We start from the raw sequence: 16,133 nt of genomic DNA, 5'->3' as shown, positions 1-16,133 counted from the left end.
GTGAAAGCGGAGCCGCAACGAAAAAGCTGTCGCTGTGATTGGCCTGGTTAAATGCGAACTGGATCAAGGCGAGAACCTCATTCTATTTGTGCCCTCAAATTTCGCTCTCAATTCATCAATTACATCTGGCGGAGCTTCCTCTCCGTCCTCCGGGCCAACCCACAAGCGGCTGTTATCTCCAAACGGCTCCCAAACGATGAACCGTTTGCCAGAAAATGAAAAACGCACATGAACTTCATCAGCTGAGAACCATCCGCGCCTGCCAGTAACCTCGCACCCCTTGATTCGGCGAACGTACTTTGCAATACCACCTGACGAAAGGAACGAGTTCGAAATCTCGAACCCGGTGAGATGCCCTTCATCGTTATTTATCAAGAACGTTCTCATAAGCATTTAACGCCCGGCTCACCGAGCAAATTTTTGATGGCGGCTTTTGTGCGTGTTTTTGCACAAAAGGTGACAGCGGAAATTTGTCCGGTGCAGCCGTTTGTTATAACTATCCGAGGTCTTTCTTTGCATGTTGAATTATTGCTTTAAGCCTTGGTTTAATAAGTTTTTCCACATTGTCAGCATGCTCTGCTATTGCCTCGGATTCTTCATGCGTGTTGGGATAGTAATACCGCTCATCATCCGCTCTAAAGTTCTCATTCCATAAATCACTTTCTAACGCCTCAAGCTCATCAATAACCTCTGTTGGTAAAAGTAAGCTGCCTACACATGTTGTTTTAGCAATAACCCTTCGCGCTTCTGTAAATGAAGGCCAATTACCACCCTCGATTCCTTGAGTGCCTTTCGTGGGAATCATTTTTTGGTGGCAGTATGTTTCGTTTGCCCATAGCAGCATAGCCTCAAGAGCCGAAAGTACATCTTGGTAAGCTTTATACTTTTCACTCCATATTTTCTCTTTCTTAAACTTTTTGATGGCAAGCAAAGACCCAAAGAAAGCAGCTAACAAGGCCGTGCAGAAAGACACAAACCACATTGGAATTTCTACTTCTGGCACATAGCCTCCTTTAAGTTATAACGCCTAAAACAGCGGTTTATCCGCTGATTTTACTTGTTAAAACCCCAATCTACCCGCTGATTATGTAAACACGGAGAAAATACTACGTTACCATTTCCGTCCGCTACGGCCTTATTGACGTATGTGACGCTTGCGTAGCTATTTTTCAGGAAAGGTAAAGTTCCCACAACAATATAAACCCCACGGCTCGGATACTCGTCAAAGTCAGTAAACTTATGCATTACTGTCATGGACTCCCCAACAAATAACTCAGCTGAATTTAATTCAAAACCCTCAAATTCTAGTGGTGCAACAATTAGCATTTCGACTCGTTTATCATCTGTGGGAATCTTGTCATAGCTGTTAACGACACTAATGGGAATTTTATCGTCCCCACACCCAAAGACTGAAGAACAGAAAAAACAAAAGGTCAATAATAGGCAATATTTAATCATGCTTCCTTCCGGCTATAACGCCAAGCTAAGCCGCCGCCGAAGGTGGTCGGCTTGAGCTTTTTGTTAGAGATTTGGGGCGATGGGCAATTGCCCAGAACACCAAACCAGAACCGGCGCCTACCGCCGCGTACATAGCTATACGTTTGGCCTCGAAGAGATAGCCGGCCAAGGTTCTTTTCCCTTCGATTATAAGATCGACGCCACCTTGCCTAAGTGTGACCATACCACCTTCCCCACCCAACGAGAGCAGGAAACCGGCAGCATCTAGAGAAAACGCTGGAACGATACCGAACAGAACGAAGTGCCACCATTTGAGCCAGTTATTGATATACATTACCAGATACAGAGGAACCGCCACGAACACCGTGATGGCGTAAGAAAATACCAGCACCAACATGAAGGCCTGCGCAGCTTTCTCTGGCCCGAACAAGTAAAACGAGAATACGGTGACCGGCACCAGCGGAGCTATTAAAAAAGCGATTACCGATTTCAGAAGTTGGTTCATGGTATCTCTAACGCCCCGCACAGGGGCAGACAAATAAGCGTAGCGTTTTGGCTGTCCCAGCGACCAACGGGAGCGATTGCTGCGGTTTGTTATACGCTTCATAAACTATCAACCCACCAACATAAGACAGCCACCAAAGCACCTAGAACTAGCCAGTTTAAATAGCGATATAAGTTACACCACATCAGAGTATTTGAGTCCAGGTCATATTCTTTATATAGACCTAGACCGATAAACCCGAGGCTGAAAGATTGCTGTGAAAAACCGTTCCATAGTAATGGAGGGCTGCCCGCATCTCTATATGCTTTAGGGCAATGCTCTCTTAGTTTCAGAACTACGATCGTGTTAATGCTCCAAGACACTATCACCACCACAAATACAGTTAACCACATTCTCGAAAGTCCGTTTACGTATAACGCCCGCATTTGCGGCTGGTTTGGAGCGCAGCGGAAAACCAGTCCGACAACATGCGCTTGTTAACTATTGACAGTACTATACCAGACTGATACTTTGACCGTTCAATAGGCCGGATGCGGGTCAGCAGCTCTTGAGCTGTGTGAAGGTTCGATTCCTTCAAGGCCGGCCCTTATTCTTCTGATATTTCATATCAGGCCTCTGAGCAATCAGCTCCGCCATTATCTCATCTGATACTTTCACATAATCTAAGTTCTTTGCCCTCAGCAGAAGTTCTGAAGTTAGGTGCTTAGAGTTATGGAAAGACACGTGTTTTAGATTAGCGCCATCAAACTTTGCTCCTCGAACATCACACCCATTAAAAATACTGCTTTGTAAGTCTGAATTTGTGAAGTCAGCTCTTTCAAGGGAGGAATTAGTAAAGTCTACTCCCTTGCATATTGATTCATTAAACTTACTTTTTAATAGGTCACAGGACTCAAAAATTGTGCTTTTAATCGTACTTTCATGAAAATTTGATGATCTCATTCTCATAGATTTAAAGTTTGAACTAACGACAGAGCCCGCGACAATTTTTAACCCAATAAGCCTAGAATCCTCAGCAATTATTCCTTTAACTTTTAGCTCATTTAAAACTAGATTTTGTACATCTATATTTTTTATTTTGTGCTCATTAAGCCTTTTCATATGGCCTAATTTTTTCACGTTGATTTCAGGATAGTCTAAAGTCGAGTAGTCTTCGAGATCCTCTCTCAATCTTTTTATTTCACCTGATTTAGTCCTTTTAGAATCTAGCCATAGAAGTAAAACACCAATAATAGATAGCTCGAAAACAATGCCGTGCAGTTCAACCAGGAAGTTTTCCCAAAAATCCTTGTTATAAAGACCTAGTTTTGTGTTTGGCAGCACAGTACTACTAACATCACTCCAGAAAGCTGTTATCAAGAAAACAGCAAGTACCAAAACCGCAGCAATAGTTGCTAGTGTTGCTACTGGGCTTTTGATAATGATTTTCACTCGAATCCTCAGAGATAGTTAACGCCCGCAACAGCGGAATATTTGGAGTGGATTTGCTTGTGTTAGCGTAGCGAAAAACACAAGCAAAGGAACGGAAAATATTTCCGCCTGTTTGCGATTGTTATGTGTTTTTGACATAGCTGAACAACCAGATAAGACCAAACACGACTAGTGAAACCGGTACAAACGCGGAAAGCCCCAAACCGAGCCAATAACCCCAATAAATAACGCCTTCACAATGAATCTCGCACTGCGGATTGTGCTGCCACGACATATGCATGACCATAAGGCACGCAACAAGGCCAAACAAGGCACTTACGATGAAGTCGATCCTATTTGCAGCTATGCGACTTCTTATACTCATGATTTTCCTTAAAGTCACACTCACATTCATCGTAGTTAAAGCTGCCGCCTTGATCCAAGCAGGAGTCAATTTTTGATTCTGCACAACCGGTCAAAATAAAAAATACGACGAATATGACTCTCATTGCTCGACTACACATAACGCCGCATTCAGCGGCTTGTCCGCTGCAATGCATTGTTAGCTTTATATCTCGTTCTTTGCATAAAGAATAAACTCTTGGTGCGTTCTGTAAACCTCAGTAGCCATCTCATTAAGCTCTGTAATTTGAGATTTCACCCAGTCTGGAAAGTCCCATTCGCCTCTAAGGTGGTCAGGGACGACACTAGAAAAGTTGCTCGCACCTACCGGAGCGGTATATTCGGCTATCTTCACCAAAAAGGATTTACACAACGAGTGGAATACAGCCCGTTTTTCATCAATATCTTTGTTCATAAACTTATATTCAGCACCATTCCAGCGATATGTAAAATCATCAATATTTTTCAGATAGTCCCGATTAAAGGAATTTCCAAAATCATGATCTTTCAGCAAAATCGCGCTGGAACAGTCAGAAGGGAACTCCAGCAAGAATTTCTCTAAAAGCTTAAGGTCAGAATGTTTTAATTCTTGCGAAACTGCATGATCAAACTTGTCTTTTTCCAAGGAAAAGTATTTGTGCCCGAGATTATGGGCCAATGCTAAAACTATTAGAACTATACCTACCGTATAGTCGGTACTTGCTTCCAGCTCTGGAAGTTCAAGCGGCACCCCTGAATTAAGGTTGAATATATCTATTAGCCAATTCAGGAAAAATAGCTTTATAGGTTCTGGAACGAGTATAAACCCAGCACCCAATGTCACAACATACCAAGTTATTTTGTTTGAGAAATCCGGGAAAAACCACTTATTTCCTAACTTGATAATGAAGGACTTAACTTCTTCCTGTGTAAACACTCAATACTTCCTCTTGTAAGCTAACGCTCGCAGCATGCGCGCCCATGGAATGGAGCCGAAGGCGCAATGTAATGGGCGTCGCCGTGCCTGCACTGGTTAGCTGACACTCTGAAGCGACTCCAATAGATCACCAACTGATGCATCCAAAACGCTCCACGATGTCTTACAAGTCGATTCATCAAAATTTGCTCGACTCATCACTGCCTGCCATGGGTGGACAACGTTTCTTGAGTCACGCAATGCGTGGCTAAATTTTCCTCGATCGGTTTTTATCCAGCCAACATCAGCCGAAACTTCAATAAGTGTGTTGAGAGTCCAATTCTGAAGTGCGATAGGCTTACCATCCTTTCCTTTAGGCGCATGAGGTGATTGATAAGCGGTTGAGACGCTCAACTGGGCACGAGCCAACAGCAGCCCTTCTAGAATACTGCCCATCAGGATAATCGCAGACGTATATGCAGCGACATGCACACACTTCTGAGCTTCCTTCCATCGCTTATCAATCTCATCCTTGAGGCCTGGCACAGAGCTCGTGAGTTTCGATAAATCAGGTGGTGAGTGAATCTGCTTTTTTGGCTTTTGAAACGCCCCTGTATCTACAAACTTAAGGGCGCTCTTTACATATCCTGCTAGTGCTTCAAGTCTAACTCTGCGGCTATTTGCCTGAAAATCCAGGTCGTTAAACATAGACTCGAGCAAAGAGTTTGGCAGGCCGTCCACGCTCTCAAGGATCATTCGTACCTCGCGAACTTTAGCGTCGACTTCTCTTAAACCACTAAAATCGTCAACTTTCGCAATCCCTCTCGGATCAGAGATTTCCGCTAAGGCTGTCTTGAGTAAGTGAAGGGCTTGGACTTTTTCCATATGATTTCCTGTATGAACTCCGGACAGCTAACATTTGTATATCAAGCTAGCACGTTATCACTCCTAGAAACTGTTTAGGAGTAGAAAACAACTAACTGATTAGTCTCAACTTTTTCTGTATTTATAAAAAACAGGAAGGAGCCTAAGTGTGCTTGCGCGTTATCCTGCAGCCATTGGCCCTATTATCTCACCTTCCGATCTGGTTAAGCTTATGACTATAAAGGATTTTTTTATTATTGAAAATAGAAACTCGAGCCGTAATGTTTGCAAACCGTGCGCTTAGTTACTATACCTTTCGATACACCTGTATATAACAGGGTCTTCCCCTATTCGGGTGGAATCATAGCCATCTCCTCACTCTCCATCTAAAATACCAAGCTCGAATTTGTCATATTTGATCCTTGGACAACTAATGGACGAGCTATCACTTTACGAGAGCATTCTTGGGCTTCAAGAGCCTTGGGCAGTTGAGCATGTCGAGCTGTCTAAGGACGGGGTGGTCCATGTCTACACCGAGCACGACCGGGATGCTGAGACCCTATGCCCTGAGTGCGGTTGCGCATGTCCCCGGTACGATACCCGCGATAAGAGTTGGCGGCACCTAGACACTTGCCAGTTTCAGACCATTGTTCATGGCGCTGTACCCAGAGCAAAATGCCCCGAGCACGGTGTTTTGCAGGTCAATGTCCCGTGGGCCGAAAGAAATTCACGCTTTACGTTACTGTTCGAAGCAATGGCGATTCAGTGGCTTAAAGAGGCCAGCATTAACGCAGTGAGCCGCCGCCTTGGGCTGAGCTGGAACGCCACTGATGGAATTATGCGTCGTGCCGTGGCGCGGGGGCTTTCGGCCCGTGAGTCGGTGGACTACCAGCATATAGCCGTGGATGAAGTTAGTAGCAAGAAAGGCCACAAATACATAACCATTGTCTCCAATGAATCAGGCCAGGTCGTCGATGTCCAGGATGACCGCTCAAAGAGCAGCCTTGCGGCCTTCTATACGAGCTTATCGGAGCGAGAACTCGACTCAATTCAAACCGTTAGCATGGACATGTCGCCGGCCTACCTTTCGGCCACCAAAGAACATGTGGATGGCTGGGAACAAAAAATCTGCTTTGATAAATTCCACGTAGCGATGGATTTAAACAAAGCCGTCGATTCTGTCAGAAAGGGAGAGATGCGGTTCGCCCCAGCTGATCAAAGAAGGCCTTTGCACCTATCCCGCTTTAACTGGTTGCGCTCCGAAGGTAAGTTAAAAAGCCATCACTGGGACACTATCAACTCACTGTCTAAAGTGGCAAAGAAAACCGCTCGAGCATGGGCAATTAGGCAATACGCCATGCAGTTATGGAACTATTCTACTCGAGGTTGGGCTCAGAGAGCTTGGGCTCGTTGGTACGGATGGGCGGCCCGCTCCAGGCTAACTCCGATTAAAACAGTGGCGGCTAGCATTAAGAAGAATCTCTGGGGAATCATCAACGCGATCGTTCATAGAAAAAGCAATGCTGGAGCAGAAAGTATCAATAGCAGAATAAAACTGTTGAAGGTACGTGCGCGAGGATTCAGAAATAAGGAACGGTTTAAGACGGCCATACTGTTTCAATTGGGAGGGCTGTGTTTAATTCCCGCCCACCTGAATTAGGGAAGACCCATATAACAACAGCCAAGGAAAGAGGCTTTACATGTCACGCAGCCCTTTTTTAGAGATGATTCGACAAGAAATTCGATTACGCGGTTATAGCATACGCACTGAGAAATCTTATTTGTATTGGATACGGCAATTTATTTTATTTCATAAAAAGCAGCACCCGCAGATATTGGGCTCAGAGCAAGTAAAGGATTACCTTTCTTGGCTGGCAAATGATCGGCGTGTTGCCGTAAATACCCAGAAGGTCGCCTTGAATGCTCTTGTATTTCTTTATCATAAAATATTAAAAAAAGAGCTTGGCGAACTCGGATTCTCGTTAGCCCAGAAGCAAAGACAGCTTCCCACCGTATTGCGGCCTGATCAGGTATACGCAATACTTTCTCAGCTGGAGGGCCGCAACCATCTGATTATTTCACTATTATATGGCAGCGGGCTACGGGTCGCTGAGTGTTTGCGATTAAGAGTACAAGATGTTGATTTTCACAGGTTGTGCCTCACCGTACGCGACGGCAAAGGTAAAAAAGACCGGCAAACACTGTTAAGTCATAGCGCAGTTGATAATTTGCACCTAGCAATAGAGTACAGTTTGAAGGTTCAGCGACAAGATAATGCGCAGGGACTTGGCCCATCTTTACCCCACGCAATAGATCGAAAATACCCAAGCGCATTCAAAACACAGGCGTGGATGTATGTATTTCCAGCTACCAATATTTGTACTAACCCGTATAGTGGCAAGCCTTGTCGCCATCACCTACATGATTCTGTTGTTCGAAAAGCCATTAATTATGCGAAGAACAAAGCCGGCATTACACGTCAGCGGGTAACCGCGCATACGTTTCGGCATTCCTTCGCAACCCATTTATTACAGCAGGGGCACGATATCCGTACCGTTCAGGAGTTGCTTGGACATAATGATGTGAAAACAACCCAGATATATACGCACGTTTTAGGACAGCACTACGCAGGCACGACTAGTCCGCTCGATGCACTAACGCAGTAAACGCCGGGGCACTACCCCAGCGCTTTTGTGCTTTTAGACTTAACCCGCCAACTGCCTTAATACGTAATGCAGAATCCCACCGTGGCGGTAGTAATCCCATTCTACGGCGGTGTCAATGCGGACATCTACCTCAAAGGATTTTTTATCGTCACCTTTAACGGCGGTAACGTTTAGGGTTTTAGGCTCGCCATCAATAGCCTCAATGTCGAACACTTCACTGCCATCTAAACCGAGCGACTCGATAGACTCGCCCTCTTTAAACTGCAGCGGCAGGACTCCAAAGCCCACTAAGTTAGAGCGGTGAATGCGCTCAAAGCTTTGCGCGATGACGGCTTTAATACCCAACAAGTTAGTGCCTTTAGCGGCCCAGTCGCGGCTAGAGCCGGTGCCGTATTCTTTGCCCGCCAACACCACTAGAGGCGTGCCCTCGGCTTGGTATTTTTGCGAGGCATCGAAGATGCTCATTTGCTCGTCGGTGGGCAGATAGGTGGTCCAGCCGCCCTCGGTGCCGGGGGCCATTTGGTTTTTAAGCCGCACGTTGGCAAAGGTACCCCGCACCATTACGTCATCGTTACCGCGACGCGAGCCGTAGCTATTAAAGTCTTCGGGGGCAATACCTTTACTTTTAAGGTATTCACCAGCAGGGCTATCGGGCTTGATGGCACCAGCGGGTGAGATATGGTCGGTAGTAATAGAGTCGCCCACTTTAACCAAACAGCGCGCATCGCTAATGTCCGGCGGCTCGGGTAAATCCATGGTGATGCCGTCAAAGTAAGGCGGCTTTTTCACATAGGTGGATTCAGGCCAGGTGTAAATTTCATCTTCGGGGGCCGGTAGCGCGCGCCAGTTATCAGTGCCGGTGAACACATCGGCGTATTTGTCTTTGTACAGGCCATCGGTCATGGCGCTGGCAATGGTGTCGGCCACCTCGGCAGGGCTGGGCCAAATGTCTTTTAGGTAGACGGGTTTACCGTCTGCACTCTCGCCCAGCGGCTCGTTAAGCAAGTCGACGTTCATATTGCCCGCCAATGCATAAGCAACCACCAATGGCGGTGAGGCCAGATAGTTGGCTTGTACATCCTGGTGAATGCGCCCCTCAAAGTTGCGGTTACCCGAGAGCACCCCGGCGACCAGCAAATCGCCTGCGCGCACCGCATTTTGCACCGGCGGCGGCAAAGGACCCGAGTTACCGATACAAGTGGTGCAACCAAAGCCGACAATATCAAAACCTAAATCGGCCAGCGGCTGCAGTAACCCGGCGTTTTGCATATACGCCGGAACCACTTGTGAGCCAGGCGCAAAGGAGGTTTTAACCCAGGGTTTAGTCATTAGCCCCAACGCTTGAGCTTTTTTAGCAACCAGACCGGCGGCGACTAATACGGCGGGGTTGGAGGTATTGGTGCAAGAGGTAATGGCGGCAATCACGACGGCGCCGTGCTTAAGCATAAACTCTTGGCCGTTCATCTCGACTGGCACCGCACCGCGCTCATGTAGGTTGGTGTTATCGATGGCGGTTTGGCCCCCCTCGCTCACAAAACGCGAGTCGGCGTCGGTGGTGATCACCTCGTCGGCTTCGTCTAGCTCTTTTTGCAGCAAGGTGGCAAACGCCGATTTAGCGTCGGTGAGGGCAATGCGATCTTGCGGACGTTTGGGGCCGGCCAAGCTTGGCACCACGTCATTCATATCGAGCTGCAGCGTATCACTGTAGTCGGCGACCGGGTCGTCATCGTTACGCCATAGGTCTTGCTCTTTGGCGTAGGCCTCGACTAAATCGATTTGCTCCTGATCGCGACCGGTTAGCTCCATATAACGCAGAGTTTCGTCATCGACAGGGAAGATACCGCAGGTGGCGCCATACTCGGGCGCCATATTGGCGATGGTGGCTCGGTCGGCTAATGGCAGTTTGGCAAGCCCGGGGCCGTAAAATTCGACAAACTTACCCACCACGCCGCGCTCACGCAGCATCTGGGTGACGGTTAGCACTAAGTCGGTGGCAGTAGCCGATGGCGGCAGCTCACCTTTTAGCTCAAAACCGACAACCTCGGGAATTAGCATAGTAATGGGCTGGCCTAACATAGCCGCCTCGGCCTCAATACCACCGACGCCCCAGCCCAACACCCCCAGGCCGTTAATCATGGTGGTGTGAGAGTCGGTGCCCACTAAGGTATCGGGCAGGGCAACTAGCTCGTCGCCGTGCTCTTCGAGCATCACGACTTTGGCCAAATACTCTAGGTTAACTTGGTGCACAATACCGGTGCCGGGCGGCACCACGCGAAAGTTAGAAAACGCTTTTTGACCCCAGCGCAAAAACTGGTAGCGCTCGTTGTTGCGCTCAAACTCTTTCTCGGTATTTTTTTGCAGCGAATCGGGGTTGCCGTAGTAGTCGACCATCACCGAGTGATCGATGACCAGATCGACCGCCCCCAGCGGATTAATTTTGGCCGGATCGCCCTTTAAATCGCGCATCGCCGCGCGCATGGCGGCTAAATCTACCACTGCTGGCACACCGGTAAAATCCTGCAACACCACCCGCGCGGGGGTAAAGTTGACTTGCTCGGAGGCTTTATCGGAGCCCTTCCAGCGGCACAGGGTGTCAATATCCTCGCGCGAGACGTTTTTGCCGTCTTCTTTGCGCAGCAAATTCTCTAGCAAGATTTTTAAACAAAAAGGCAGGCGCTTTAAGTCGTACTGATCGGCCAGCGCTCCTAGCCGGTAATAGGTGTAATCTTTGTCGTTAACGCGCAACGTACTGCGGGATTTAAAGCTGTCGCTCACCACAACCTCCGGTTGACTCATTAATATCACGATTGATTAAGCAAGGATTACGCCGACCACTCATTGAGGCGGAAAACGCTCCATGTCAGTTATAACATACTAAGAATAGGTCAATTTGAGGCGGCATTGCACAATTCGCCAAGGATTTGCTCGATTGGGTTTGTAAATTGGTGAAGGGTGAGCAAAAAAGTAAAAAGCGACGGCCACCCAAACAATGTTATTTAGGCGCGCCGCCGTATCGAAAAATACCGATTACAACCGTAAGCGTGGCTATACACGATTACAAGGAGAGATCACAACTTCACTGCACCAGACAATAATCACCATGACCATGTCGTAGGACAGGAAACCACCCGATCATTCTAACGCGTACTTTTTTACTGAAGCAAATAGTTTTTTATATAAAAATCAATCGAGCGTTTGGAGAAATTCGTGATGTGATGGGGCACACTGAGCGCCCAGAGCAATAGAGTGGGCCATGCCATCGATCATACGGGTGAGCTTCTGGCTGTCGAGCTGCTGCATAGAGACAGGCAAAGACTGCGGGCGCAACCCCAGACCATGAAACAGTGCGATCCAGCTCTGCTCGGTAAACGACTCTTGCTCGCCTAGCAATATTCGGCCATCGTCGGCAAAGGCACACATCTTTTCGGTCAATGTATCCGGCACATCCATGGCACTGACATCACGCCAAAACGCCGTATCGCGCCGGCCGCTGGCTTTGTAATGCAGGATAATAAAGTCGCGGATACGCTCGTATTCCGCGCGATTGAGGCGATTTGCCTGAGCTACTGCCGACTCGGTGACCTCCAGCTCGGGCATGGACTGCATAAGCTTTTCAAGCCCGGTTTGAATCAGCGAAATAGAGGTAGATTCAAGTGGCTCAATAAACCCGCCGGAAAGGCCCAGTGCAACGCAATTGTATTGCCAAAATACGCTGCGCATACCAGCCTTAAAACGCAACTGCCGTGGCTCGGTTAGCAATTTGCCATCCACATATTTAAGCAAACTGCCCGCCGCTTCATCGTCACTCAAGTAGGCACTGGAGTACACCAAGCCATTACCTTTGCGCTGCTCCAACGGAATCCGCCATTGCCAGCCAGCTTCGCGGGCAATCGATTGAGTATAAGGTAGCGGTGCACTGGTGTTTTGTGTCTGTACCACGACGGCCCGATCGCAAGGTAGCCAGTGTGACCAATCATCAAAGTCAACGCCTAGGTTTTGCTTAATCAGCACACCGGTAAAACCTGTGCAGTCGATAAACAAATCCCCCTCGATAAACGCGCCTTGCTGAAGCTGCACTCCGGTAATCGCCCCTGTACTGGCGTGGTTTTCGACACGTGTAACTTTACCTTCTGTACGTTTTACGCCGCGCGACTCGGCATACTTGCGCAAAAACTGTGCGTAAAGAGTCGCATCAAAATGGTAAGCGTAACTATAAAGTGCCAGTGGATTGGTAGCCTCATCATTGGGCTGTGCAAAACGACCTTGACGCGCCATAGCGGTAGAAAGGCTAAAAGCCTCCAGCTCATGTGCACATCCATTGTCGCGAGACTTAAGCCAGCAGGGATAAAAAGGCTGGCCGTTGATAGGTGCGCCAAACGCCGAGAACGGGTGAAAAAAGCGCTGTCCGATTGAATGCCAATCAATAAACTCAATGCCAAGCTTAAACGTCGCGTTAGTAGCTTTGATGAATTCGCGCTCAGAAATACCTAAGTTTTGATGTAGCCGCATCAGCCCGGGAACAGTTGCCTCTCCCACCCCCACGGCACTAATCTGGTCGGATTCAATTAACTCGATACGTAAGTTGTGCTGGCGGTAGCGCTCGGCGAGAGTGGCCGCGGCCATCCACCCACTAGTACCGCCACCAACGATCACCACTTTATTCACTTTATAAGGCATAACATCACCGATTACAGTGTGCCCGGTACTAGACCGGGCGAGCGAATACGCTAAAAACTAGCTCTGATGCCCAGAGAATAGCGGGTATCCTGACTGTAAACAAAGGCGGTGTGCTCGCCTGCGCCGGTCTGCTTAATAATGCCACGTTGCTTAGATTGGCTGAGGTTGTAGGCTTCAAAGTTAATCGACCAATTATCGTTGAAGTTGTAACCCATGGTGAAGTCGAGTTGGCCGTAATCGTCAGAATAGACCGGCAAATTCCAGGTGACTCCCTCATTTGTGCCATTCCAGCCATTTGGGCCTACCGATAGTAGCTGCTCGCTGCGCCAGTTATAAGCCAACCGACTATAAAAACCGTACTTTTCGTACATCGCCATCAGGTTATACGTGTGCTCCGAGATCCCCTCCAGAGGCTGCTCGTCATAGCTTCCTCCATCAGTGTCCACCGGGGCCGTGCTCTCATCAACGTCAGCACTTGAATCCAAATAGGTGTAGTTCGCTTGCACGCCAAAGCCGTCAAAGGGCTCCGGGAGTTCATCAAAGAACTTTGTCAGCCCCACCTCAAGCCCATTGATTTCTGCCTCGCCAGTATTAATAACGTGAGTAGCCGTTACATCCTGAAAACCTTCAAACTCATCCAGCGTCGTGGTCGAAACCCGGAAGAAATCAGATACATCTTTGCGGAATACCGCTGCGTACACCATGCCGCCGTTTTCATTAAAGTACCACTCGGCGGTCAAGTCGTATTGATTGGCCTCCATTGGCTCTAAGTAAGGGTTAGTTTCCTGAGAGTCGAGCGTGAAATTCACCATGCTCTCGTCAAAGTCGTCAATTGTCTCGGGCTGCTCAACGTTATCTTTAAATGCCGCGCTTAGTGCTAAAACGGCTTTCAGGCGGGAGAATTCAGGCCGCCAAATACCCTTTGAAGCACCGAAACGAAACATCAGTTCATCGGTCGCCTCCATTTGTAAGTTCAAGCTAGGCAGGACGTTGGAGTAACTGTTTTGGCCTTCGTACACCTGATCGGGCTGGTAGAAAGGCTCCTCACTGATGGCATTACCCTGATCATCGGTCTCACCGGTTGGCACCGAAAAGGTCGGGAAGCTGAGCTGACCTTTGGCGAGGTTGTCGGTTTGCACATAACGCACACCGATATTACCGCGGATAGGCATACTCAGCTCTTCAAAGCCGAAATCCATACGGACATAAGCGGCTTGAGTTTCTTCTTCCTGAGTATTGATATTATCGGGCGAGTCAAAATCCACAAAGCTGTAATCGGGTGCCGAGCTACCGCTTGGAGTCGCGGCAACAATAGCGTCAGTAATACTCTCAAAGTCATTCAGCAGGTCGCGCTGGAACATCATCCCGGTGGTGGGAACACTGGTGTCGCCGCGCTGGAAATCGTCGAACGAAAACTCTGTCAGGTACTGAGGATTATCGATTTTAGGTAGTGCGTCACTTGAGGGGAAAGGCTCCCAAGATGAGCCCACCATCCAAGGCTGATAACGTGCCGACCAGGTGTTACCGCCACGGTTATCCGCTGACTTTTCTGAAAAGCGCACACCCGCCTTAACTGACTTAACAATAGAGTCGTCAAAACTATACTCCACATCTAAGCGCCCCGCGGTAGAGTCGGCGGTGTTCTTTGACAGGATTTGCATCATCTGGCCGTAGCTGTAATTGCGGTAATCCGACAAGAAACCGTCCTGCACACCAACCGAAGGGGTACCGTCGGTCGTGTTGAGATCGGACACCGTAATCTGATCAGGGTAGGCGACCAGACCCAGCGTGTTGTCTTCGCCTTCAGAGCTTGAGTCTACGTATTGAAAATCACCGCTGATAAACAGCTGATCCGACAAATGCCATTTAAAACCGGTTGAGATGTCGGTTGTTTCAGATGTGTTATCGGACAGGCGGGTACTGGTACCAAAGGGTACGCCATTACCTTGTGCTGTGGTGATGGTTCCACTAATCAAGGCGTCGTTGCCGTCATAGGTCCAGTCGTCCGCACCTTTGGACGGCAAATAGGTAGCAAAGCTGCCGCCGGCGTCAACAAAAAAGCCGTTTTCTAACCAAGAGCGCTCAGCCTCACTGCGAAAAGCTGTAAGAAAGAACTCGGCATCTTCGTTGGGAGCCCATTGCAGAGCGATGTACTGACCGTCACGCTTACGCTCGTAATCGTTACGGCGCCAGTCTGCCCCGCGTGGCACGTATACGGTACGATCCGCTTCGATCTCGGTCGTTGTACCCGGCACACGGGGGTGAAAAGCGCGAACATAAAAGTTGTCAGCGCGAGATTGAATCGTAGAGGAGGAGAAGTCCAATAACAGACCAAATTCACCAATACCAGTGTCCCAGCGGTTACTATAAAGGCCGGAATATTCTAGGTTGGCCTCCTCGATCAAGTCCCCATAATTAGTTTTTACCGTTGCACTCACAACCTGACCATCAGAGTCGAAAGGCATGCGCGTGCGCAAATTAACGATGCCACCTAAACCACCTTCGATCATATCGGCCGTTGGAGTTTTATGCACATCGACACCAGCCATTAGCTCGGCGGGCACATCATCGAAGCTCAACCCACGACCACCGTCAGCCGAAAAAATATCGCGCCCGTTCAATTCACCCCGCACTTGTGGCAAACCGCGAATATTTACCCCAGCACCCTCACCGGCAAAGTGTTCGGGATCCGAGGGTGTATCAAAGCGTGAAACCGCTACACCTGGAACGCGCTGTAGCGCGTCAGTCACACTGCGATCAGGTAATTTGCCAATATCCTCAGCGACAATAGAATCAACAATACCGTCAGCATTGCGCTTAATGGCTTGAGCAGACTCAATACTGGCACGCTGGCCCTGAACTAAGATTTCCTCAAGCATTACATCTTCAGCGGCACCATCATCGGTTTGTGCTAATGCCGGGGTAACGACACCCAAGGCGGTTAAGACGAACACCGAGACGCTGGTTTTAAGTAACGTATGGGCACCAAAATTTGACTGCTGTTTAGCATTGATCACGAGAGCACTCCTCTATTTATTATCGTACGGCTGGCAACCGCGGGCTGTAGTGTTTGTTATGGCGTTAACCGGCGGAGCCGGCCCGAGGACAAGTTGAGACTGTGTCCTCGTAGAAACTTAAAATGTTTTCATATATGAGCACTTTATAACCCATAGATTTCATAAGCGCAAACACTTTTCTATATAAAATATCCGTACAGGAGTCTCTTTTGTGCCGCCGCCCTGCGGGGCGGCGGTTC

10 protein-coding genes are annotated in these 16,133 nt (G+C 48.4%); 2 read left to right on the top strand and 8 right to left on the bottom strand.

Annotated elements, in window-relative coordinates; all coding sequences use genetic code 11:
- Window positions 1-496 precede the first annotated feature (496 nt).
- The 5 genes from ACGHAD_RS00395 to ACGHAD_RS00375 all read right to left on the bottom strand — a co-directional run bounded on the left by ACGHAD_RS00395 (window position 497) and on the right by ACGHAD_RS00375 (window position 5,555).
- Window positions 497-1,003 carry a hypothetical protein gene (locus tag ACGHAD_RS00395; protein WP_382417093.1) on the bottom strand — a complete coding sequence of 169 codons (507 nt, stop codon included), beginning with the start codon at window positions 1,001-1,003 and terminating at the stop codon, window positions 497-499.
- A gap of 480 nt (window positions 1,004-1,483) precedes the next feature.
- The gene (locus ACGHAD_RS00390) at window positions 1,484-1,963 is read right to left on the bottom strand and encodes a hypothetical protein (protein WP_382417095.1); all 480 of its coding nucleotides are present in this window, start codon (window positions 1,961-1,963) and stop codon (window positions 1,484-1,486) included.
- A 573-nt stretch (window positions 1,964-2,536) separates the two neighbouring features.
- Window positions 2,537-3,394, bottom strand: a complete 858-nt coding sequence (locus tag ACGHAD_RS00385) for a pentapeptide repeat-containing protein (protein WP_382417100.1) — start codon at window positions 3,392-3,394, stop codon at window positions 2,537-2,539.
- A gap of 547 nt (window positions 3,395-3,941) precedes the next feature.
- Window positions 3,942-4,691: a hypothetical protein gene (locus tag ACGHAD_RS00380; RefSeq protein WP_382417102.1), complete on the bottom strand. Its 750-nt coding sequence runs from the start codon at window positions 4,689-4,691 to the stop codon at window positions 3,942-3,944.
- Between the two features lie 96 nt (window positions 4,692-4,787).
- Entirely contained in the window at window positions 4,788-5,555 is a 768-nt protein-coding gene (locus tag ACGHAD_RS00375) for a hypothetical protein (protein ID WP_382417104.1), read from the bottom strand.
- Between the two features lie 412 nt (window positions 5,556-5,967).
- On the opposite strand from ACGHAD_RS00375, the gene ACGHAD_RS00370 reads away from it, so the two are divergent.
- Window positions 5,968-7,194 (top strand): ISL3 family transposase, encoded by a 1,227-nt coding sequence (locus ACGHAD_RS00370; protein ID WP_382417069.1) that lies wholly within the window; start codon window positions 5,968-5,970, stop codon window positions 7,192-7,194.
- A 40-nt stretch (window positions 7,195-7,234) separates the two neighbouring features.
- Window positions 7,235-8,200, top strand: coding sequence for an integron integrase (locus tag ACGHAD_RS00365; RefSeq protein ID WP_382414181.1), 966 nt, complete (start codon window positions 7,235-7,237; stop codon window positions 8,198-8,200).
- A gap of 39 nt (window positions 8,201-8,239) precedes the next feature.
- On the opposite strand, the gene acnA is transcribed toward ACGHAD_RS00365, so the two are convergent.
- The 3 genes from acnA to ACGHAD_RS00350 form a co-directional block, all read right to left on the bottom strand.
- Window positions 8,240-10,996, bottom strand: a complete 2,757-nt coding sequence (acnA, locus tag ACGHAD_RS00360; RefSeq protein WP_382414183.1) for an aconitate hydratase AcnA — start codon at window positions 10,994-10,996, stop codon at window positions 8,240-8,242.
- Window positions 10,997-11,383: 387 nt separating this feature from the next.
- Window positions 11,384-12,877 carry a tryptophan halogenase family protein gene (locus ACGHAD_RS00355; protein ID WP_382414185.1) on the bottom strand — a complete coding sequence of 498 codons (1,494 nt, stop codon included), beginning with the start codon at window positions 12,875-12,877 and terminating at the stop codon, window positions 11,384-11,386.
- 50 nt (window positions 12,878-12,927) lie between these two features.
- Entirely contained in the window at window positions 12,928-15,894 is a 2,967-nt protein-coding gene (locus ACGHAD_RS00350; RefSeq protein WP_382414187.1) for a TonB-dependent receptor, read from the bottom strand.
- Window positions 15,895-16,133 lie beyond the last annotated feature (239 nt).

The organism is Gilvimarinus japonicus, assembly GCF_042847215.1.
Lineage (GTDB): Bacteria > Pseudomonadota > Gammaproteobacteria > Pseudomonadales > Cellvibrionaceae > Gilvimarinus > Gilvimarinus japonicus.
Note: the sequence above shows the minus strand (reverse complement) of the source record. Positions and strands in the feature narration are given on the sequence as shown.